Consider the following 19,592-nt stretch of genomic DNA (forward strand, 5'->3'; position numbering starts at 1 on the left):
CGTCGGGCAGGGCGGGACTGCGCTTGCTTCCCGTGTAGGCCAGGGCACGCACACGACCGGATTTGATGTTGGGCAATGCCGAGATGGGGGGTTCGAAACCCAGCATCACTTGTCCGCTCATGAGATCGGGCAAGACGCCTTGCTTGTAGGGCACGTGCAGCATCTCGATGCCGGCCGCCTCCTGGATCAACTCGAAGCCGAGGTGCGAGGTCGTCCCCAGCCCATAGGACGCAAACGAGATTTTGCCCGGTTGCGATTTGGCCAATGCCACCAGTTCCGCCATCGATCGCGCGGGCAGCGTGTTGCTCGCGACGATGAACGATCCGCCTCTCAAGGCCTGCATGACGGGGATCAGGTCTGTCTTCGGATCGTAGGGAATCTTGGGCAAGAGGAAGGGCACGGTCGTGAACGGATTGCTGGTGGAAAACAGCAGCGTGTATCCATCGGGCGCGGCTTTGGCGACCGTGTCGGTGCCCAGGGTGGCGAGGGCGCCGGGCTTGTTCTCCACCACCACCCCCACATTCAAGGCCTTGGTCAACTTGTCGGCATAGGCGCGGGCGAAGGCGTCCGAGCCCACCCCTGCCGGTGTCGGCGTCACGATCTTGATCGAGCGGCTGGGCCAATCGGTCGTCTGGGCCCAGGTGGCTGCACCCACCAAAGTCATGCTGGTCGCGAGCAGCAAAGCACGGGGGAATTTCATGGTTTGTCTCCTGTTGTGGGATATGAAGTGCCATCGAGGCCGGGTACGGTGACGCGGCCGGGGTCGTTGCCATGCGCGACCAGCTGGTCTACCGCATAGTCGGTCACGCAGCCCGAGAGCAGTTGGCGCGGGTCTTCCAGCACCACCCGCAATCGGGTGTTCAGCGCACGCCAGTCCTCCGGCCCGCCGATCTCGGGCATCTCACTGACTTCCAGCGTGTGTTCATCGAGCACGGGCCGCGACTGGCCGGAAGCGGCGTACCGGGCGTAGCCCTCGTACATGAGCGGGCCGAGTTCGCTGACCGCGCGGGTCTGGCACCAGAGCTGGCGCAGCGGCGTCTCGAACGCGCGCACGGTCGCGTCGTCCATCGGCTGCTGTGGCGCGGCGAAGCCCGGGGCATGGGGGGCGATGTAGAGGCGGTCCAGGCCCAGCCGCTGGCGCGAGGCGCCCAGCAGCATGGCGCACACCGAGTTGCTGGTCCAGGTCACGCCGGCGGTGGGCCGGCCCTGGCGCCCGACGATCAGCGCCATCGCGCGCGACCAGTCGATGTCATGGCGGTCGAACCAGGTGATGACGCGGTGGGCGATGTCCATGCCCACCAGGAAGAAGGTGGCGATCATCACCTTGTTCATGGGCACCGTGGCGCCCACGGCGGTGCCGGTGGCTTCCAGGAAATGCACACGCAGGTCGTCGCGCGTGAAGCACGCGGGGTCGGCCAGCACGCGCTCGATGTAGCGCTCCGTCACGATGCAGGCGTAGTCCACCATGTCGGCGATGCGCTGTTCGCGGCCTCGGTAGGCCTCCACCGCGATCTGGTCGCGCCACAGCTCCATGGAATTCGCGGCGCGCGCGACGCGCGTGCTCTCCAGCAGGCGCTGCGCCTCGGTGCGCCAGAGCGTGCCCTGCGGATCGATCTCCCGCATGCGCAGCAGCGTGGCCACGGCCGGGCCGTGGTGCGAGATGCCGGCCAGCTCCTTGAAGCCGCGCGTGCCGAGCCGGAAGCCCACGACCTCGGGCGCCCGGCCGCCGCCGGGGTAGAGCATGAAGTCGCCGCTGGTGGCGACGATCAGCGGGTCGTTCTGGGTGGCGTTGGCCGTCAGCGCGGCCAGGCGGGCGCCCATGCTCTCGGGGCCGGCCGTGTAGGTCTCGAACAGGCGCAGCAGTTCGGGGTTCTGGTAGGGCTGGTTCATGGCGTGTAGACCTTGCTCGGTGTGCGGAAGCGCACCTCGGCGCTGAGGCTTTCGGTCACCACCAGGTAGGTGGTGCCGTGGTCCGTGAAGTGGGTGGCATCGGTGCCGCCCAGCGTGTCGAACCATTGATCGACCACCAGCTGCCCGTTCTCGAAGCGGTAGGTGCAGGACTGCAGCGCGGTGATGGGCGCTTCGCGCGTGCCGAGCAGGAAGTTGACCTGCACCAGGCGCCCGCCCTGGGCCGTTTCGATCCAGCAGAACTCGCGCCCGCCGGGCCCGCTGAGCACCTGGTGGACCACGAAGCGGCCATCGACCCAGCGGTGCAGCAGCGTCTGGCCGTGCAGGTTCGCGAAGGCCAGCCACGACTCACCTTGCGCCTCGAAGAAACAGAAGGCGCGCCCGCTCTGGCCTTCGAGTTGTTGGAAGGGCTCGAAGGCGCGGCCATTCCAGCGCAGCAGGCGGGAGGGCTCCACATGGTCGGCGTGCGCCAGCAGCGTCTCGCCGCCCACCTCGAAGAACGCCCAGTTGTAGCCCCAGGCGGAAGGCACGGTCTGGAACGGCACGAATTGCGCGCCGTCCCATTCGAAGACGGTGGATTGCGTGTGGGGGTGCTTGGCCGCCACCCCGTCCATCTTCACGCCCAGCGCGAGCGCGAGGAACTCGCGCTCGCCGATGCGGAAGTGCTTGCACTGTTTCGCGGCGAAGGTGGGGATCTGCTGGAAGGGCACGAAGCGGCCGTCGATCAGCTCGAAAATCGTCGACAGCGCGTCCAGCGAGTACGGGCCCGCGCCGGTGCGCAGGCTGGCGGTGGCGAGGAAGGCGCGGTCGCCGATGGTGAAGAACTCGGCGTCCTCCCCGCCCGGCACCGGCAGCGTGCCGTGGGGCTGGAAACGGCCGCCTTCCCAGCGGTAGACCAGGGCCTCGGTGTCGCTGTTGCCCAGCGTCATCTGCGCGGGCTGGCCGGGGATGTCGGTGCACAGCTGAGGCACCACGAGGTAACGCACGCCGCCGTGCACGAAGGTTTCGGCCGCGCGCGCGCCGCTGGTGTCGAGGGTCTGGACGAGGTTCATCGCTGCGGGCTTTCGAACCCGAACAGGCGCGCCGGGTTGTCGCTCAGGATGCGCTGGCGAGCGTCCTTCTCGGGCACCCAGTCGCCCAGCAGGTTGAGCAGCTCGCCAGTGTCGCGCCCGCCTTCCGGGATGTGCGGCCAGTCGCTGCCCCAGATCACGCGGTCCGGCACCGTCTCGACGATCGCGCGGGCCAGCGGGCGCAGCTTGGCGTAGTTGCCGTCCTTGGCCAGCCGGTAGGGGCCGGAGAGCTTGAACCAGCCGCGCCCGTCCGCCACCGCCCGCAGCAGGCGGTCGAAGTCGCTGCGGTTGAGGCCATCGCTTTCCAGCATGTAGCCCATGTGGTCGATCACGAAGTCGCACTCGACATCGGCCAGGTAGGGGATGAGGTCGCGCACCACCCAGCCCGGCGTGTAGAACTGCACGTGCCAGCCCATGGCGCTCACGCGCTTGACGCTGCGCTGGATGTAGGCCGCGAGTTCGGCCGTCGGCAGGGGCGAGCGCAGGAACAGGTCGAGCCGCAGGGCCCGCACGCCCAGCCGGTGCATGTCTTCCAGCTCCGCGTCGCTCACGTGGTCCTCGACCATGGCCACGCCGCGCGCCTGGCTGCCCGCGATCTTCAGCGCGTCGAGCATGCAGCGGTTGTCGGTGCCGTAGAAGCTGGGCTGCACGATCACGAAGCGCTGGATGTCCAGCGCCGAGAGGGCCGACTGGAGCTGCGGCAGGTTGCCGTCCGGCAGGGTGTAGTGGGGCCGGGCCACGTGCGGGTAGCGGTCGGCCGGGCCGAACACGTGCACATGGCTGTCGCAGGCGCCAGCGGGAACGGGGAAGGTGGGGCGCGTGAGCGTGTGCGCCGCGCGCATGGGTTTGGAGGTGAGGACGTCGTGGCTCATGAGGAGGTCGAAGGAGAAGAGGCCAGGGCCTGTTGGACGCGTTCGTGCAGCGCCGCCAGGAGGATGTCGCTGTCGATGCCGGTCATCAGGAAGGGCGCCGCGCCGCGCTGGATCAGCTCGGCGGAATAGGCGTTGTCCGGGATGCCGCCGATCGCCAGAGGCTTGCCGGCGCGCGCGCAGGCGGCCAGCACGTGCTCATGGGCTTCGCGCACACGGGGGTGCTTGTGCTCGCCCGGGACGCCGAGTTCCGCGCACAGGTCGTTCGTGCCCATGCCGACGATGTCGACCCCGGGGGTGGACGCGATCGCTTCCGCGTTCTGCACGCCCAGCGGGCTTTCGATCAGCACCTTGAGCGCGGTGGCGCGGTTCATGGATTCGTACAGCCGCGCGGCCGCCACCTTGCGAAAGCCCAGCTGGGGCAGCGAGCCGATGGCGGAGCGGTGGCCCAGCGGCGGGAAGCGGCAGGCGGCCACGAGGTCGGCGGCCTGGGCCGCGGTCTCGATGCGGGGCGCGATGATGCCGAGCGCCCCGCCGTCCAGCAGGCGCCCGATCACGCCGTATTCGCGTTCGGGCACCCGCACGAAGCCGACCAGGCCCAGGTCCAGCGCGGTGGAGCAGATCTGCGCGGCGGTGTCGATGGCCATGCTGCTGTGCTCCAGGTCCACCCAGATGGCGTGGTGGCCGCTGGCGTGCGCGTAACGGGCGATGTCGCCGGTGCGCGAGGACCGCACGCCCAGGGCCAGGACCGGCTGCCGCCGGGCCAGGCGCTCCAGCACGGGGTTGAGGGACCGGGCCGCCAGCCAGGTGTCGAGTTCGGCGTTCATGGAAGGTGGGGGGAGGGATGGGACATGCGGGCATCCTAGAGAGGACCATCCATATCTGCAAATACCGAATACAGATCGGCATCCATACGCATCGGGTATCAATTGGCGGCGGCCGATCCATCTGACAGGTTTCCATGGGGTCGGAAACCAGTCATACGAACGAAGTATCGATACCTGCCTAAAAAGAGTATTGGTCGATACGGATCGCCCCTCCTAGGATTCGCCAGCCCACCCTGTTCCGCAGAGACGGTGAGGCCCATTCCCCTTATCCCTTGGAGACAAAATGAACCAACCCACATGGCCCCGTGGCCTCACTTTCGCTCTGGCCGCGGCCGCCTGCGCCGCGCTCAGCCCGGCGGCCCTCGCCCAGTCTTCCGTGCAGATCTTCGGCACGGTGGACCTGAACCTGACCTCCACCAAAGCCGGTGGCACCTCCAACAACGCGATGGACCAGGGCGCGAACATCTTCCCGAGCCGTTTCGGTTTCCGGGGCACGGAAGACCTGGGCGGGGGCCTGTCGGCGAGCTTCTGGCTGGAGTCCGCCTTCCTGGCCGACACCGGCCAGTTGCAGGGCGCGTTCTTCTCGCGCCGCTCCACGCTCAGCCTGGCCAGCCAGAGCCTGGGTGAGCTGCGCCTGGGCCGCGACTACACGCCGACCTTCTGGAACCTCTCGCAGTTCTCGCCCTTCGGCACGGTGGGCGTGGGCGGCTCCAGCAACATCATCGAAGGCTGGCCCTTCGGCGTGGGCGGCGCGCGCACCCTGGTGCGCTCGGACAACTCCATCGGCTACTTCACGCCCAGGACCCTGGGCGGTTTCTACGGGCAGGCCATGATGACCCTGGCCGAAGGCATGGCGGGCGCGAAGTACCGCGGCTTTCGGGTGGGTTATGCCGCCGGTCCGTTCGACGTGGCGGGCGCCTACGCCACGACCGACACGCCGGCGGGGCGCTACAAGACGGCCAGCCTGGGCGGCACCTACGACTTCACGGCCGCCAAGCTGTTCGCGAACTACTACACGCAGCAGGTGCCCAACGACAAACAGGTCAACCTGATGGTGGGCGTGTCCGTGCCGGTGGGCGTGGGCAGCATCAAGCTCTCCCTGGCGCGCTCCGACCGCTCCGGCCCCGGCCTGGAGGCGGACGACGCGAGCCAGCTCGCCGTGGGCTACGTGCACCGGCTGAGCAAGCGCACCTCGGTCTACGCCATGCACGGCAACATCCGCAACAAGGGCGGGGCGGCCTACGTCACCGCCGACAGCTCGCCCGCCGCCACCCCCGGCGGCTCGGCCCGCGGCACGCAGGTGGGCATCTCGCACAACTTCTGATCGCCCCCGATCCCTGGCCGTGTCTCGAACACGGCCAGGCTGGTATCGGGCGATACAGCCGGGTGGCTTGAAGCTGCGCAGAATCGGCGCACCTTCTTCTAGAGACCCACCATGAACGAACTCGAGCTGGCGCGCCAAGGGATCGGGCGCTTCATCCAGGCCGTCAACGACGGCGATGCCCCGCGCGCGCAAGCCTGCCTGGCGCCGGGCGCCCGCCTGGTCTTTCCCGGCCCCACGGTGTTCCACCAGGTGGCCGACTTCCTCGAATGGAGCGGGCCGCGCTACGAAAAGGTGCTGTACACCTACGGCCCGATGGAGCTGGTGGCGGGGGCCGGCCGCACGGTCGTGTATGCCCAGGGCGCCGTGTCTGGTGTCTTCGCCGGTGGCGTGGGCTTCGAAGGCGTTCGTTATGTGGACCGCTTCGAGATCGAGAACGGCCTGATCGTGTCCAAGGAGGTCTGGTCGGACATGGGGGACCGGCTGCGCAAACTGGGCCGCTGAGCGCCGCGCGCGGCACCTCGTTGCCCGCCTGGTATCTGTCGATACAGACGCCCGGGCGTTCAGCCAGCACCATGGGCTGGTGCGGAAAAGGCCGCACAGCAACCATTGGAGATTTCATGAACACCCATCAGGACGCCGTCGCGGCGATCACCCAGCGTTACCAGGAATGGATGAAGGCCATTCGCGATCGTGACCTCGAGACGATTCTTTCCATCTACGCCGAAGACGCCACCTACATGCCGCCGGGCCGTCCCCTGGCCACGGGGCGGGAGCACCTGCGCGCCGTCTGGGGCGGGTACCTGCAGCGCAAGGACTTCGTGGCCGAGTACACGCCGACCCTGCACGTGTCCGACGCGGGCGACATGGCCTACGACATCGGCCACTACCGCATCCGCATGACCAAGGACGAAGGCCCCGTGAGCTTTGTCGGCAAGTACGTGGTGGTGTGGAAGAAGGTGGCGGGCCAGTGGCGCGCCATGCTCGACATGGACAACGACAACGGGCCCGCCCCGACCCAGGCGTAAGCCTCAGCGCGTGTTGGAGGCCTCGGCCCGGGTCTCGGGCCAGGCCTCCGCGCCGGACGCGCTCGAGCCGTCGGGGGGGATGACGAAGCGCTGGTCCCGGACAAGGAGCTGCGCGCGGCGGCGCAGGCGGTTGATGACCCGCGTCACCGTCACGCGCGACGTGCCCGTCATGCGCCCCACCTGCTCGTGCGTCAGGTGGACCGTGATCTCCCGGCCCTCGGGCGTCGTGGTGCCGAACGTGGCCGCCACCCGCCGCAGCAGATGGAAGATGCGCTCCTCCGGCGGGTAGGAGAAGGCGTACTCCAGGCGGATGGCCAGCACCCGCTGCTTGATGCTGACGATGCGCAGCAGCGACAGCGCCAGCTCCGGGTGGGTGGCGAAGGCGTCGCGCAGGCGCCGCGCGTCGTAGCGCAGCACCTCCGAGTCCCGCAGCGCGACGGCGGTCGAGAAGCGCGGCAGGCCATCGAAGGCGGGGGCGTCGCCGCAGAGGGCATTGGGCCCCATCACTTCGATGGTGATCTCCTGGCCGTTTTCCTCGAAGCACGACACCCGGACCTCGCCCGAGACGATCAGGAAGAAGTGGGGCGAGACCTCCCCCTGGCCGTACAGCAGGTTGCCCTTGCGGATGCGCAGGCGGTCGGCCAGGTAGTCGTGGCGGTGCCACAGCGCCACGTCGTCGGGCGACAGCCCCCAGGTTTCGTGTCGGCGTTCGTTCATGGAGGGGTAATCTAGCCGTCGGGCCGCCGCACCGTCAAACATGGTTCACAGCCGGGTGTGGGGGGGAAGTTCCAGGCCGTACAGCGCCTTGCCGTACAACTCGCCGCCGACCTCGGCCTGCAGCAGGAAGTGCGAGGCCATGCCGTGCAGGTCGTGGAAGAAGCGCTGCACCGGGCCGTGCGGCAGGATGGCGCCGCCGCAGGTCGCCACCAGCCGCGTCGAGGCCGCCAGGGCCATGCGCGAGGCCAGCGCGGCATCGGCGCGGTACCTGGCGCGCTGCTCCACCGTGAACGGCACCTCGCGCGTGGCCTGCTCGTGCATCTCGTCCACGTCGGACAGGATCAGGCGGTACGCCATGTGGATCTGCGCCGCCCCCTGGCCGAGCTCGATCTGGTTGTAGCGGTCCTCGGCCTGGGCGAGGGAGGTGGCGTTGGCGATGCGCTTGCGGCCCAGTTCCACGACCGCGTCGAGCAAGCCGAACGCGCCGCCCACCACGCCCATGGCGGTGCACAGCGCGAAGACGGCGTTGAGCGGCATGCGGTACATCGGCCCGGCGTTGCGCACCGCACCGGGGTAGATGCCCCGCTGCGCGTCCGGCCAGGACAGGGTGCGGTAGAGCGGCACGCGCACGTCGGACAGGGTGACGTCCTTGCTGCCGGTGCCGCGCATGCTGGACACCTGCCAGGACGCTTCGTCCACCTCGAAGGCCGACCGCGGCACCGCGGCCAGGCGCTGTTCGACCTCGCCGTGGGCATCGGGCACCGGCACCATCACGCACAGCCAGTCCGCCACGTCCACGCCGGAGGCATAGAGCCAGCGGCCTGAGAGGCGGATCGCCTGGTCTTCCCGCGCGACCTGCACGCCGCGCCCGACCCCGCCGCTCAACACGGGCACGACGGCGTCGCGGCCCTGCGCGAACACCTCGTCCTGGAACCGGGGCTCGAACATGCCCAGCAGCCAGGGGTGGACACCGGCCAGGCAGAGGATCCAGCCGCTGGCCGTGTCGGCCCGCGCGATCTCGCGCGCCACCTCGAACAGCGCGCGCGGGTGCATGTCCCAGCCCGCGCAGGCCGCGGGTTGCATGATGCGGAACAGGCCGGCCTCGCGCATGGCGGCGATGGCTTCGTCGGACACCCTGCGCGACGCCTCGTGCCGGGGCGCCCAGGCCCGCAGCAGCGGTGCGAGCGCCCGGGCGCTTTCCACCAGCGCCGGCAGTGTGGGTGGGCTCGCCGTGCTCATGCCGTGACCCCCGCCAGTTCGTGGTAACGACCGCGCAGGAAGACCAGCGCGTTGTGGTCCGTGTCCGACTCGCGCATGGCCGTGACCCTGCCGATCACGATGGTGTGGTCGCCCGCCGAATGCAAGGTGCTCACCTCGCAGACCAGCGCGGCGCTGGCGCCTTCGAGCACCGGTGCCTCGCTGGCGCCGTCCCAACGCGCGCCGCAGCCGGCATCCGGCCGCCCCGCATAGTGCTGCGAGATGCGCTGCTGGTCGGCGTTCAGCACGTTGACCGAGAAGTGCCCATGGGCTTGCAGGCAACCCAGCCACCGGCTCGCGTTGCGCACGCACACCAGCAACAGGGGCGGCTCCAGGCTCACCGATGTCACCGAGTTGGCCGTCATGGCCGCGGGGGCCTGCGCCGGGCCGCAGGCCACGATCGTCACACCGGTGGGCAGGCGGCCCATCACGGCCCTGAAATTTCTGCTGTCCTCTTTCGTTTCCATCAATAGACCTCCGTTCTGCTTGAGATGGTGGACAGCAGTCTCGCCAGCGGGGCCCGCGCTGTCTGTATCGGTCGATACGTCTTGCGCCGCGTGGGCTAGGGCATTCCCCAACGCCGCTTGTATCGGCCGATACCGCCAGAAAACCGCGCGCCTCTTAACGTTGCGGCCTCAACCATGAGGAGCATTTCGATGAAGAACATCTTGCGCACGCTGACCACGGCCTTGCTGGCCGTGTCGGCCCATCTGCCGTCCACCGCCCAGACCCCCGACAAGCCGACGCTGGTGATCGGCGTGGTGGCCTCCGCCAGCGGACCCGCGGCGGCCCTGGGCCTGCCCGAAAAGAAGGCCGTGGAGCTGGTCGAAGACCTGGCCCGGTCGCGGCCGGACCTGCCCTTCACACCGAAGTTCATCTACCACGACGACGGCTCCGACCCGACGCGGGCGGTGAACGCCGTGCGCAAGCTCGCCGGCGAGGATGCCGCGGCGGTCGTGATCTGCTGCACCACCACGCCGGCCTCCATGGCGGTGCTCGACACCGTCAAGTCGTCTGGCGTGCTCAACATCTCGATGGCGTCGGCGGCCACGGTGGTGGAGCCCGTGGGCGAGCGCTTCTGGACCTTCAAGACACCGATGACGGACCGCATGCAGATCGCCTTCACGCTGGACCGGCTGAAAAAAAGCGGCGCCCGGCGCGTGGCCTATTTCGGGCTGGAAGACGCCTACGGCGAAGCCGGCTGGAACGAGCTGCGCAAGCTGGCGCCCGAGCACGGCATGCAGATCGTGGCCAACGAGCGCTTCTCCCGCGCCGACACCAACTTCACGCCGCAGGCGCTGCGCATCCGCCAGTCGGGCGCCGACGCCGTCTACCTGCACGCCATCCCGCCGGCCAGCGTGCTGGCGCACCAGGCCCTGATCCGGGTCGGCATCGATCGCCCGATCTTCCACAGCGCGGGCGCGGCCAACGCCGGTTTCCTGTCGCTCGCCAAGGGATCGGTCGACGGGGCCTACGTGGTGAGTGGGGCGCTGCAGGTGCACGACCAGCTGGCGGCCTCGCACCCCCTGAAGGCGCCGCTGCAGCAGTTCATCCAGGCGTACGCCCGGAAGTACCCCGGTGAGTCGGCGGACCTGTTCGCGGGCCAGGGCTGGGACGCGGGACAGCTGGCGCTCAGCGCCTTGTCCTCGGCCGTGCGCGCCTCGCCGCCGGGCACCGCGCTGCCCGCGCTGAGGGCCTCGGCTCGGGACCACATGGAGCGCATCCGCAACCACCCCGGTGCCAACGGCATCTTCAACCTGTCGAAGGACGACCACCTGGGCCTCGACAACGTGGGCCTGGTGATGCTGCGGGTCGAACAAGGCCGCTTCAAGCTGCTGGAGAACTGACCCGTGGCGGCTTGGGACACCTTTCTGTTTCTGGCGGTGGACGGGCTCACCAGCGGCGCCGTCTACGCGCTGCTGGGCCTGGGGATCGTGCTGATCTACCTGGTCACGCGCGTCATCAACATCGCCCATGGCGACTTCGCGATGCTGGCCGCGATGACCCTGGTCAGCCTGGAGCAGGGTCGCCTGCCCGGCACCAGCTACCTGCTGGTGGCGGGCGTGTCCCTCTGGGGGCTGCTCGCGATCTGGTCGCGGCGCCGCGCGGGCTGGGCGGCTATGTGCGCCCCGGTGCTGCCCACGGTGGCGGTGGCCGCCGCGGCCGTTCTGCTGCCGCTGGGGCTGGCCGCGCTGCAGGCGCCCGCGCTGTTGAACGCGGCCGCCGCGGTGCTGCTGGTGGCCGCGCTCGGGCCGGTGTTCCACCGCATCGCGATCGAGCCGATCCCGCGCGCCAGCGTGCTGGTCTACATCATCGTCACGCTGGGCATGCACCTGGTGCTGCAGGGCCTCACCTTGCAGCTGTGGGGGCCTCAGGCGCATTCGGTGGCGCCCTTGCTCAGTGGAAGCTTCAGCCTGGGCATGGTGGTGGTGAGTTACCAATCCCTGCTGGTCTTGGCCAGCACCGCGGTGCTGGTGGCGGCGCTGTACCTCTGTTTCGCCCACACGCTGGCGGGCAAGGCGCTGCGGGCCTGCGCGGTCAACCGGACCGGGGCCGACCTCTGCGGCATCCAGGTCGCCAGCGCGGGCCGGCGGGCTTTCTTCCTCGGCGCCGGGCTGGCCGCGGTGGCGGGCGTGCTGATCGCGCCCGTCGTGGGCGTGCACTACGAGATGGGCTTCCTCATCGGGCTCAAGGGTTTTGTCGGCGCCACGCTGGGCGGGCTGGTCACCTACCCGGGGGCGATCCTGGGCGGCTTGTTGATCGGCAGCTTCGAGTCCTGGTTCTCCTACCTCAGCAGCGCCTACCGCGACGCGCTGGTGTTCCTGCTGATCATTCCCCTGTTGCTGATTCAGACCGCGCGGATGAAGCGCCGTGGAGCCGTTCATGAGCATTGAAATGCGCCTGCTGGCGCTGACCGCCGCGCTGCTGGGGGCGCTGGCGCTGTTCGGCGCCGAGTTCCACGCTTCCGTGCTCGCCACCATGGGCATCTACGGTTTGCTGGGGCTGTCCCTGGTCGTGCTGGCCCTCTCGGGCCAGGTGTCGCTGGGGCACGCCGCCTTCATGGGCCTGGGCGCTTATGCCAGCGCGCTGCTGGTCCTGCGCACCGGCCTGCCGGCCTGGGCCGGTCTGGCCGCCGGGGTCGCCATCGCGGCGCTGGCGGCGCTGCTGATCGGCGGCGTGACCAGCAGCCTGCGGGGCCATTTCCTGGCCTTGACCACCCTCGCCTGGGGCATCGCGCTGGCGGTGTGTTTCCGCGCGGCCGGCGAATGGACCGGCGGGGCTTCGGGCTTGAGCGGCATACCACCGCTCACCGTGTTCGGCCAACCGTTGAATGGGCCACGTTCCATGGCGGTCCTGAGCTGGGGCTGCGCGCTGCTGGTCGTCTTCGCCGTGGTGCGCGTGCAGCGATCGCGGGTCGGCCGGGCCCTCAGCGCGGTGCGCCAGCAGGAGCTGATGGCCGAGAGCTTCGGCATCTCCGTGGGCGGCATGCGGTTGCGCGCGCTGGTGGCCTCGGCCATGGTGGCCGGCCTGGCGGGCGGTCTGTACGCCCACTACCTCGGCTTCATCAGCCCCTCGCCGTTCGATCTGTCCGGCTCGATCAAGGGGCTGATGATCGCGGTGGTGGGCGGTGAGCTGAGCGCCTTCGGTGCGCTGGCCGGCACCGGGATCGTCGAGGGCCTGAACTGGGTGCTCCAGTCCGTGCTGCCGGCGGTCTCGTCGTCCGCCAGCGGCCTGGAGCCCTTGTTCTACGGCCTGCTCATCATGGCGGTGATGCGGTTCTTCCCGGAGGGCCTGTGGACGCGCATCGACCGCGCGCTCGCGGCGCGCTGGGTGCCCGCCACAGGCGTTGCGCTGCCGGCCCGGGGCGTGGCCAGCGCCACCGACGAGGTGGTGCTGGAGGTGGACCGGGTGGGTGTGGCCTTTGGCGGCGTGCAGGCCCTGGCGGACGTGAGTTTTCGCTTGCGGCGTGGCGAGGTGCTCGGCCTGATCGGCCCCAACGGCGCCGGCAAGTCCACCTGCTTCGACGTCATCAGCGGCGTCAACCCCGACCACGCCGGGCAGGTGCGCCTGCAGGGCGCCCCGCTCGCGCAGGCGCGGCAGGCGGGCCGGCTGGCCCGCAGCTTCCAGCACACCCGCCTGCTCGAAGACCGGTCGGTGCGGGACAACGTCATGCTGGGCGCCTTTCGCCGCACGCGCACGGGCTGGCTCGCGGCGTTGACGGGTCGGGATGCGGGCGACGAATCCAGGGTGGCCGCTTCGGCGCACCGGTGCCTGGAGCAGGTGGGCCTGGCGGCGCACGCGGCCCGCACGGTGTCGACGCTGTCCCTGGGCGAGCGGCGGCTGGTGGAGGTCGCGCGGGCCCTGATCGCGGACCCCGACGTGCTGCTGCTCGACGAGCCCGCCGCGGGCCTGCGGCGCGCCGACCGGGTCCGCCTGGTGGAACTCATCCGTGCCCTGCACCTGCAGGGCCGCACGATCGTTTTGGTGGAGCACGACATGGACATCATCATGGCGCTGGCCACCCGGGTGGTCGTGCTGGACCGCGGGCGGGTGATCGCCGATGGCGCGCCCGCCGAGGTGCGGCGCCACCCGCGCGTGCTCGATGCCTATCTGGGAACAGGAGATGCCCCATGCTAGTGGTTCGTGAGCTCAACGCCGGCTATGGGCGTTCCGAAGTGATCCGGGGCCTGTCCCTGCGCGTGGACGCGGGCGAGGCCGTGGCGGTGATCGGCCCCAACGGCGCCGGCAAGACCACGCTGCTCAATGCGGTGATGGGCACCCACGCCGAAACGGGCGGCGAGGTGCAGGTCGACGGCCGGAGCCTGGCGCGGACGACGGGCGCGCGCCTGCGCGCCGGCATGGCGCTGGTGCCCGAGCGCCGCGAGTTGTTCGGCAGCATGTCCGTGCGGGACAACCTGCGCCTGGGCGCCTACCTGCGCAGGCGCACGCCGTCGGAGCGCCTGCGCGAAGACATCGCTTTTGTCTTCTCGCTGTTTCCGGTGCTGCAGGAACGCCAGACCCAGTGGGCGCAGACCCTCTCGGGGGGTGAGCAGCAGATGCTGGCGATTGGCCGCGCGCTGATGTCGCGGCCTCGGCTGCTGCTGCTGGATGAACCGTCCACCGGCCTGGCCCCGCGCATCACGCTGCAGATCCTGCAGGCGCTCGATCGTCTGCGGACCAGCCAGGGCCTGTCGCTGCTGCTGGTGGAACAGAATGCGCGGCTGGCCCTGCAGTTCACCACCCGCGCCTATGTGCTGGAGATGGGCGAGGTCGCGCTCGACGGGCCATCGCACGAACTGAGCCAGGACCCGCGCGTGGTCGACAGTTACCTGGGAAGTGAAGCCAGCCATGCCTGAACCGCGTGCCACCGCCCCGCACCGCCTGCTGATCCACAACGCGCGGATCTACCCCGACGCCTCGGGCGCCACGGCGGCGGCGATGCTCTTCGAAGGTGGGCGCGTTCGCTGGCTGGGCCAGGCGGGTGATGCGCTGCCACCGGCGGAACAAATCATCGATGCCCAGGGCAAGACCCTTCTGCCCGGTTTGATCGACGCCCACGCGCACCTGCTGTGGATGGCGATCGACCGCTTGACGTGGAACCTGGCCGGGCCGCACGGGCCCCGCTCCCTGGCCGAGCTGCTGGATGGGCTGCGGGATCGCCGGCTCGATGCGGGCGAGTGGATCGTCGCCAATGGATTGTCGGAAGCCCGTCTCGCGGAACAGCGGCTGCCCACGCGGTGGGAACTCGATGCGGTGGTGCCGGACCGGCCCGTGGTGCTGCGCCGCGCGTGCGGCCATGCCGCCGTGGTGAACAGCGTGGCCCTGCGGCGCGCGGGGTACCGGGACGATGCGGTGGACCCGATGGGCGGGCTGCTGGAGCGCCGCGAGGATGGGGTGCCCAATGGGGTGCTGCGCGAGGCGGCCGCGGCGGTGCTGTACCCGATGCTGCCGTCACCCGCGTGGGCCGAGGTGCAGACCTCCCTGGGCGCCGTGGCGCAGGACTGCCTTGCGCTGGGCCTGAGCACGGTGGTGGAGGCGGCGGTCGGCTTCACCTACGGGTTCGAGACCGAATGGACGCTCTGGCATGCCTTGCGCGCTGCGGCGCCGTTTCCGCTGCGCATGGGCTTCATGCTGGCCATCGGCCCGACGGAAGCGGCGATGCGGGGCCTGCGGCCCACGCGGGATCCCGACTGGCAGGTGGCCACCCTCAAGTTCTTCAGCGACGGCACCCTGGGCAGCCGCACGGCGGCCCTGCAGGCGCCCTACTGCGCGTGCGGTCAGCGCAAGGGCCTGCTCATGAACGCGCCGCAGGCCCTGCGCCGCCACGTGGCCCAGGCCGCGCGGGACGGCTGGCAGGTGGCCGTGCATGCCATCGGAGACCAGGGGGTGGAGGAGGCCGTCGCGGCGATCGAAGGCGCGCCGGCGCCGCAGGGCATGCCCCATCGGCTGGAGCACCTGGGGCTGGCATCGGACCGGCTCTGCGACCGGCTGGCGCAAGCCCGCATCGCGGTTGTCACGCAGTCGAGCTTCATCGAACGCATGGGCGACAGCTTCGAGGCGGCGTTGGGCCCGCAGCGCAGCCAGGCGCTGTACCGTGCGCGCGCCTTGCTCGAGCGCGGCGTGCTGCTGGCCGGCAGCTCCGATGCGCCCGCGGGGGCGCTGTCGCCTTTCGTGTCCATGGCCGATGCGCGGGAGCGCCGCACGGCGCGCGGCACCGTGCTGGGCGCGGACGAACGCTTGAGCGCGTCGCAGGCGGTCCGGTGCCACACGGAAAACGCGGCGGCGGTGCTGGGCAGGGCCGAGGACCTGGGCCACCTGCGGGTGGGCGCGGCGGCGGACGCCATCCTGGTGGACACCGACCCCTATCGGGCCGGTGCCGGCGAGGTGCGTGAGACCCGGCTCCTGCTCCACGTGCGCGGCGGCGCGGTGGTCCTGGAGCGGGCCACTTCGACTGAGTGAAACGGAGGGTTTTCCACGGTTTTCATGAGGGTTGCCTGCTTTTAAGATTCCTTTCAGAGGAAATGACTTCCACTGAATGGAACCTGAATGAATCGCTCTCTTTCTCCCTCGCCGGCCCGGCCGGCGCACCACGGCGCCACCGTGGGACCGGCCCAGGTCGTCGAAGCCGACGGCGTGTGGTCGCTGCGTGCCAGCCGCTGCGCGGACTGCCAGCGCGCCGTGTTTCCGCCCGCGCCGCGCTGCCCGTTCTGCGCGTCAGAGGCCTGCACCGGCGAGGCGCTCTCGGGCCCCGGCACGCTCTACAGCTTCACGCGCGTGCACATCGCGCCGCCCCATTGGCAGACCCCGTACCTCGTGGGCTACGCCGACTTCGAGGGCGACGTGCGCGTCTTCGCCAAGCTCGACCCCGAGGTGGACTGGGCCTTCGGCGCGCCCGTGCGCCTGCGGGTGCAGTCCCTCGCTGACGGCGCCGCCGGCTTCCACTACTTCCTGGGGGCGGCATGAGCACCGGCATCCAGAACCTGCGGCCGGTGGACGTGATCGGCACCGGCATCGTGCCCTTCGGCAAGTACCCCGACCTGACCCTGCCGCGCCTGGCCCAGCCGGCCGTGCTGGAGGCGCTGCGCGAGTCGGGCCTGGCGCGCGAGCGCGTCCAGAAGCTGTACTGCGGTTCGGCCCTGGGCGGCTGGATGGCGGGCCAGCGGGTCGCGCGCGAAACCGGCCTGAGCGGCATCGCCGTGGTCAACGTGGAGAACGCCTGCTCGTCGAGCGCCACCGCCTTCCACGAAGCGGTGATCGCCATCGGCAGCGGCCTGATCGACTACGCGGTGGTGGTGGGCGTGGAAAAACTCTCGGCCCTGGGCGGCGGCACCCTGCCGCTGGACCACGAGGACCACGAGGTGGCCAACGGCATGGTGATGCCCGCGCTCTACGCAATGCGCGCGAACCGCTACCTGCACGAGCACGGTTACACGCCGAAGGACCTGGCCGCCGTGTCGGTGAAATCGCGCCGCCACGGCGCGCTCACGCCCTACGCGCAGTACCGCGAGCCGGTGACCATCGAGCAGGTGCTGGCCTCGCGCCCGATTGCCGACCCCATCACCCTGCTGCAGTGCTGCCCGGCGAACGACGGTGCCGCCGCCGTGGTGCTCGGCCCGGGCGACGACCGCCACCGGCCGGGACCGCCGCGCGTGCGCGTGCTCGGCAGCCACCTCGCCTCGGGCCGCTACACCAGCGGCTTTCGCGACATGACCTCGCCCGAGATCACGGTGCGCTGCGCCGCCGAGGTGTACGAAGAGGCGGGCCTGGGCGCGGCGGACATCGACGTGCTCGAGTGCCACGACGCCTTCAGCGTGGCCGAGCTGCTGTATTACGAGGCGCTGGGCCTGTGCGCGAGCGGCGAGGCGCCGCGCCTGCTGCACGAAGGCGCCACCTCGCTCGGCGGCCGGGTGGTGGTCAACCCCAGCGGCGGCCTGCTGTCCAAGGGGCACCCGGTGGGCGCCAGCGGCGCGGCCCAGATCGTGGAGATCGTGCGCCAGCTGCAGGGCCGCGCCGACGCGCGCCAGGTGCGCGGCGCGCGGCGCGGCCTCACCCACGTCACGGGCGGCGGCACCGCGGGCTTCGACCACGGCGCCTGCTGCATCAACGTTTTCGGGAGCATGGACTGATGGAACGAGAAACCGGCACCACCGCGCGCGTGCTCATGGTGCTGCGCGCGATCGCGCAGGCGCAGGGCGAGCCCACGATGAAGGAGCTGTCCGACCAGCTCAACCTGCCCCTGTCGACCATGCACCGCCTGCTCGAAATGCTGGCCGAAGAGGGCATGGTGGAGCGCGACGACCTGACCCGCGCCTTCCGCCCCGGCCCGGACTTCTTCCGCATGGCCGCGATGGTGGTCAACCGCATGCCGATCCGCACGGTGGCGCGGCCCTTCCTCGCCGCCGCGATGCGCGCCGCCGACGAATCGGCCTACCTCTGCCTGCTGGACGCGGGCAGCGGCCGCATGACCTTCGCCGCCACCGCGCCCTGCAGCCACATGCTGGACTACCGCGTGCCCATGGACACGCCGTTCAGCCTGGTGGTGGGCGCCTCGGGCCTGTCCATCCTGGCCTGGCTCGACGACGTGCACCGCGCCGAGATCGTGCGCGCCGAAACCGCCGCTGGCGCGCTGCTGGACCGCGCCGCGCTGGCCCGCCTGCCCGAGGCCCTGAAGCAGATCCGCGCCGACGGTTACGCGCAGACCTTCGGGCAGCGCATCAAGGGCGCGGTGGGCGTCTTCGCGCCGGTGTTCGACGCCTCCTCGGCGGTGTGCGGCAGCTTCGGCTTCACGGTGCCCGAGGTGCGTTACCAGCCCGCGATGCAGAAGAAGCTGGCCTCGGCGGCGGTGCAGCAGGCGCTGGCGCTTTCGCGCGCGCTCGGTTACCCGGGCGAGCAGGCCCAGGCCGTGGCGGTGCGGCGACCCGGAGGGCGGCGCGCATGAGCCACGCTGGACCTTTGCACGGCCTGCGCGTGCTGGACTTCACCCAATTCCTCTCGGGCCCGTTCGGCACCATGGTGCTGGGCGACCTGGGGGCCGACGTGGTGAAGGTCGAGCCGCCCGCGGGCGAGCTCTCGCGCACCATCCCGCCGCACTTCGTCGGCGAGGACAGCGTGTACTACCTGAGCGTGAACCGCAACAAGCGCAGCGTGGTGGCCGACCTGAAGAACCCGGTGGACCTGGAGCGCATCCGCGCGCTCGCGCTCACGGCCGACGTGGTGGTGGAGAACTTCAAGCCCGGCGTGCTGGAGCGCCTGGGCCTGCGCTACGAAGACCTCGCGGCCGAGCGGCCCGGCCTGGTGTGGTGCTCCATCAGCGGCTTCGGCCAGACCGGCCCGTGGCGCGACTGGCCGGCCTACGACATGATGGTGCAGGCCCTCTCGGGCGGCATGAGCCTCACCGGCGAACCGGGCCAGCAGCCGGTGCGCTCGGGCATTCCGCTGGCCGACATTTCGGCCGGGCTGTTCGGCGTGATCGGCATCCTGTCGGCGCTGCACGAGGCGCGCACCACGGGCCAGGGGCGCTGGGTGGACGTGGCCATGCTCGACTGCCAGCTCTCCATGCTCAGCTACCAGGCCGCCTACCACCTGCATTCGGGCGTGGTGCCGGGGCCGCAGGGCCGGGCCCACGATTCGATCCCCACCTACCGCGCCTTCGCCGCGGGCGACGGCGCGAGCGTGGTGGTCACCGCCAACACCGAGTCGATGTGGCGCGAGATGGCGCGCGTGCTGGGCTGCGCCGACCTGCTGACCGACCCGCGCTACGCGAGCAACGCGGACCGCTTCCAGCACCGCGAGGCCTTGTGGGCCGTGCTCGACGCCGCCTTCCTCGCGCGGCCCGCGCGCGAGTGGGTGGAGCGCCTGCTGGCGGTCAACGTGCCGGCCGGGCTGGTGAACACGCTGGACGCGGCGCTGTCCAGCGAGCACGCGGGCGCGCGCGGCATGGTGATGCCGCTCACCGACGAGCAGGATCCCGCGCGCCAGATCCGCGTGGCGGGCAACCCGATCCGCTTCGAGGGCGAGCCGGCGGCCCCATCGCGCTTCCCGCCCTGGTTGGGGCAACACACCACCGAGGTCGCCAGCGACTGGCTGGGCTGATT

The 19,592-nt window shown here is 70.5% G+C and carries 20 protein-coding genes; 12 read left to right on the forward strand and 8 right to left on the reverse strand.

What is annotated here, in order from left to right; genetic code table 11:
• From AC3WPZ_RS04180 to AC3WPZ_RS04200, 5 genes are all read right to left on the reverse strand, one after another.
• Positions 1-700 (reverse strand): Bug family tripartite tricarboxylate transporter substrate binding protein (locus tag AC3WPZ_RS04180; protein WP_492438316.1); only part of this gene is annotated, 700 nt, incomplete at its 3' end.
• Entirely contained in the window at positions 697-1,890 is a 1,194-nt protein-coding gene (locus tag AC3WPZ_RS04185; protein WP_492438318.1) for a DUF5624 domain-containing protein, read from the reverse strand. The genes AC3WPZ_RS04180 and AC3WPZ_RS04185, both read right to left, overlap by 4 nt.
• Positions 1,887-2,960 (reverse strand): hypothetical protein, encoded by a 1,074-nt coding sequence (locus tag AC3WPZ_RS04190; RefSeq protein WP_492438320.1) that lies wholly within the window; start codon positions 2,958-2,960, stop codon positions 1,887-1,889. Before AC3WPZ_RS04190 ends, AC3WPZ_RS04185 begins: the two co-directional genes overlap by 4 nt.
• Complete coding sequence (locus AC3WPZ_RS04195) at positions 2,957-3,850, reverse strand: amidohydrolase family protein (RefSeq protein WP_492438322.1); 894 nt, start codon at positions 3,848-3,850, stop codon at positions 2,957-2,959. The genes AC3WPZ_RS04190 and AC3WPZ_RS04195 overlap by 4 nt, the downstream gene beginning before the upstream one ends.
• On the reverse strand, positions 3,847-4,674 hold the full coding sequence (locus AC3WPZ_RS04200) for an HpcH/HpaI aldolase family protein (RefSeq protein ID WP_492438324.1): 828 nt from the start codon (positions 4,672-4,674) through the stop codon (positions 3,847-3,849). Before AC3WPZ_RS04200 ends, AC3WPZ_RS04195 begins: the two co-directional genes overlap by 4 nt.
• A gap of 283 nt (positions 4,675-4,957) precedes the next feature.
• Here AC3WPZ_RS04200 and AC3WPZ_RS04205 point away from each other — a divergent pair, with 283 nt between their 5' ends.
• From AC3WPZ_RS04205 to AC3WPZ_RS04215, 3 genes are all read left to right on the forward strand, one after another.
• Complete coding sequence (locus tag AC3WPZ_RS04205) at positions 4,958-5,998, forward strand: porin (protein WP_492438326.1); 1,041 nt, start codon at positions 4,958-4,960, stop codon at positions 5,996-5,998.
• A 111-nt stretch (positions 5,999-6,109) separates the two neighbouring features.
• A complete protein-coding gene (locus AC3WPZ_RS04210) occupies positions 6,110-6,499 on the forward strand; it encodes a nuclear transport factor 2 family protein (protein WP_492438328.1) in 390 nt (129 codons plus the stop codon).
• 116 nt (positions 6,500-6,615) lie between these two features.
• Complete coding sequence (locus tag AC3WPZ_RS04215) at positions 6,616-7,023, forward strand: YybH family protein (RefSeq protein WP_492438330.1); 408 nt, start codon at positions 6,616-6,618, stop codon at positions 7,021-7,023.
• A gap of 3 nt (positions 7,024-7,026) precedes the next feature.
• Here AC3WPZ_RS04215 and AC3WPZ_RS04220 read toward each other — a convergent pair whose 3' ends face one another.
• The 3 genes from AC3WPZ_RS04220 to AC3WPZ_RS04230 are packed head-to-tail and all read right to left on the reverse strand — an operon-like array spanning position 7,027 to position 9,464.
• Positions 7,027-7,740, reverse strand: a complete 714-nt coding sequence (locus AC3WPZ_RS04220) for a Crp/Fnr family transcriptional regulator (RefSeq protein WP_492438332.1) — start codon at positions 7,738-7,740, stop codon at positions 7,027-7,029.
• Positions 7,741-7,785: 45 nt separating this feature from the next.
• Positions 7,786-8,979 carry an acyl-CoA dehydrogenase family protein gene (locus tag AC3WPZ_RS04225; protein ID WP_492438334.1) on the reverse strand — a complete coding sequence of 398 codons (1,194 nt, stop codon included), beginning with the start codon at positions 8,977-8,979 and terminating at the stop codon, positions 7,786-7,788.
• Positions 8,976-9,464, reverse strand: coding sequence for a flavin reductase family protein (locus AC3WPZ_RS04230; protein WP_492438336.1), 489 nt, complete (start codon positions 9,462-9,464; stop codon positions 8,976-8,978). Before AC3WPZ_RS04230 ends, AC3WPZ_RS04225 begins: the two co-directional genes overlap by 4 nt.
• Before the next feature lie 189 nt (positions 9,465-9,653).
• On the opposite strand from AC3WPZ_RS04230, the gene AC3WPZ_RS04235 reads away from it, so the two are divergent.
• From AC3WPZ_RS04235 to AC3WPZ_RS04275, 9 genes are all read left to right on the forward strand, one after another.
• Positions 9,654-10,844 (forward strand): ABC transporter substrate-binding protein, encoded by a 1,191-nt coding sequence (locus AC3WPZ_RS04235; protein ID WP_492438338.1) that lies wholly within the window; start codon positions 9,654-9,656, stop codon positions 10,842-10,844.
• Positions 10,845-10,847: 3 nt separating this feature from the next.
• Positions 10,848-11,891 (forward strand): branched-chain amino acid ABC transporter permease, encoded by a 1,044-nt coding sequence (locus AC3WPZ_RS04240; protein WP_492438340.1) that lies wholly within the window; start codon positions 10,848-10,850, stop codon positions 11,889-11,891.
• Positions 11,881-13,635 (forward strand): branched-chain amino acid ABC transporter ATP-binding protein/permease, encoded by a 1,755-nt coding sequence (locus AC3WPZ_RS04245; protein WP_492438342.1) that lies wholly within the window; start codon positions 11,881-11,883, stop codon positions 13,633-13,635. The genes AC3WPZ_RS04240 and AC3WPZ_RS04245 overlap by 11 nt, the downstream gene beginning before the upstream one ends.
• Entirely contained in the window at positions 13,629-14,354 is a 726-nt protein-coding gene (locus AC3WPZ_RS04250; RefSeq protein ID WP_492438344.1) for an ABC transporter ATP-binding protein, read from the forward strand. The genes AC3WPZ_RS04245 and AC3WPZ_RS04250 overlap by 7 nt, the downstream gene beginning before the upstream one ends.
• On the forward strand, positions 14,347-15,957 hold the full coding sequence (locus AC3WPZ_RS04255) for an amidohydrolase (protein ID WP_492438346.1): 1,611 nt from the start codon (positions 14,347-14,349) through the stop codon (positions 15,955-15,957). Before AC3WPZ_RS04250 ends, AC3WPZ_RS04255 begins: the two co-directional genes overlap by 8 nt.
• An 87-nt stretch (positions 15,958-16,044) precedes the next feature.
• Positions 16,045-16,461, forward strand: coding sequence for a Zn-ribbon domain-containing OB-fold protein (locus AC3WPZ_RS04260; protein ID WP_492438348.1), 417 nt, complete (start codon positions 16,045-16,047; stop codon positions 16,459-16,461).
• Positions 16,462-16,478: 17 nt separating this feature from the next.
• Positions 16,479-17,624 (forward strand): thiolase family protein, encoded by a 1,146-nt coding sequence (locus AC3WPZ_RS04265; RefSeq protein WP_492438405.1) that lies wholly within the window; start codon positions 16,479-16,481, stop codon positions 17,622-17,624.
• Positions 17,624-18,436 carry an IclR family transcriptional regulator gene (locus AC3WPZ_RS04270; protein ID WP_492438350.1) on the forward strand — a complete coding sequence of 271 codons (813 nt, stop codon included), beginning with the start codon at positions 17,624-17,626 and terminating at the stop codon, positions 18,434-18,436. The genes AC3WPZ_RS04265 and AC3WPZ_RS04270 overlap by 1 nt, the downstream gene beginning before the upstream one ends.
• Complete coding sequence (locus tag AC3WPZ_RS04275; RefSeq protein ID WP_492438352.1) at positions 18,433-19,590, forward strand: CaiB/BaiF CoA transferase family protein; 1,158 nt, start codon at positions 18,433-18,435, stop codon at positions 19,588-19,590. Before AC3WPZ_RS04270 ends, AC3WPZ_RS04275 begins: the two co-directional genes overlap by 4 nt.
• Positions 19,591-19,592 lie beyond the last annotated feature (2 nt).

This window comes from Hydrogenophaga sp. FW305-3-2-15-A-LB1 (assembly GCF_058787875.1).

What these genes read in the sequence shown, in the direction of transcription:
- AC3WPZ_RS04185 (WP_492438318.1), bottom strand. Translation starts at nt 1,890, where the DNA reads ATGAACCAGCCCTACCAGAACCCCGAACTGCTGCGCCTGTTCGAGACC.
- AC3WPZ_RS04190 (WP_492438320.1), bottom strand. Translation starts at nt 2,960, where the DNA reads ATGAACCTCGTCCAGACCCTCGACACCAGCGGCGCGCGCGCGGCCGAA.
- AC3WPZ_RS04195 (WP_492438322.1), bottom strand. Translation starts at nt 3,850, where the DNA reads ATGAGCCACGACGTCCTCACCTCCAAACCCATGCGCGCGGCGCACACG.
- AC3WPZ_RS04200 (WP_492438324.1), bottom strand. Translation starts at nt 4,674, where the DNA reads ATGAACGCCGAACTCGACACCTGGCTGGCGGCCCGGTCCCTCAACCCC.
- AC3WPZ_RS04205 (WP_492438326.1), top strand. Translation starts at nt 4,958, where the DNA reads ATGAACCAACCCACATGGCCCCGTGGCCTCACTTTCGCTCTGGCCGCG.
- AC3WPZ_RS04210 (WP_492438328.1), top strand. Translation starts at nt 6,110, where the DNA reads ATGAACGAACTCGAGCTGGCGCGCCAAGGGATCGGGCGCTTCATCCAG.
- AC3WPZ_RS04215 (WP_492438330.1), top strand. Translation starts at nt 6,616, where the DNA reads ATGAACACCCATCAGGACGCCGTCGCGGCGATCACCCAGCGTTACCAG.
- AC3WPZ_RS04220 (WP_492438332.1), bottom strand. Translation starts at nt 7,740, where the DNA reads ATGAACGAACGCCGACACGAAACCTGGGGGCTGTCGCCCGACGACGTG.
- AC3WPZ_RS04225 (WP_492438334.1), bottom strand. Translation starts at nt 8,979, where the DNA reads ATGAGCACGGCGAGCCCACCCACACTGCCGGCGCTGGTGGAAAGCGCC.
- AC3WPZ_RS04230 (WP_492438336.1), bottom strand. Translation starts at nt 9,464, where the DNA reads ATGGAAACGAAAGAGGACAGCAGAAATTTCAGGGCCGTGATGGGCCGC.
- AC3WPZ_RS04235 (WP_492438338.1), top strand. Translation starts at nt 9,654, where the DNA reads ATGAAGAACATCTTGCGCACGCTGACCACGGCCTTGCTGGCCGTGTCG.
- AC3WPZ_RS04245 (WP_492438342.1), top strand. Translation starts at nt 11,881, where the DNA reads ATGAGCATTGAAATGCGCCTGCTGGCGCTGACCGCCGCGCTGCTGGGG.
- AC3WPZ_RS04250 (WP_492438344.1), top strand. Translation starts at nt 13,629, where the DNA reads ATGCTAGTGGTTCGTGAGCTCAACGCCGGCTATGGGCGTTCCGAAGTG.
- AC3WPZ_RS04255 (WP_492438346.1), top strand. Translation starts at nt 14,347, where the DNA reads ATGCCTGAACCGCGTGCCACCGCCCCGCACCGCCTGCTGATCCACAAC.
- AC3WPZ_RS04260 (WP_492438348.1), top strand. Translation starts at nt 16,045, where the DNA reads ATGAATCGCTCTCTTTCTCCCTCGCCGGCCCGGCCGGCGCACCACGGC.
- AC3WPZ_RS04270 (WP_492438350.1), top strand. Translation starts at nt 17,624, where the DNA reads ATGGAACGAGAAACCGGCACCACCGCGCGCGTGCTCATGGTGCTGCGC.
- AC3WPZ_RS04275 (WP_492438352.1), top strand. Translation starts at nt 18,433, where the DNA reads ATGAGCCACGCTGGACCTTTGCACGGCCTGCGCGTGCTGGACTTCACC.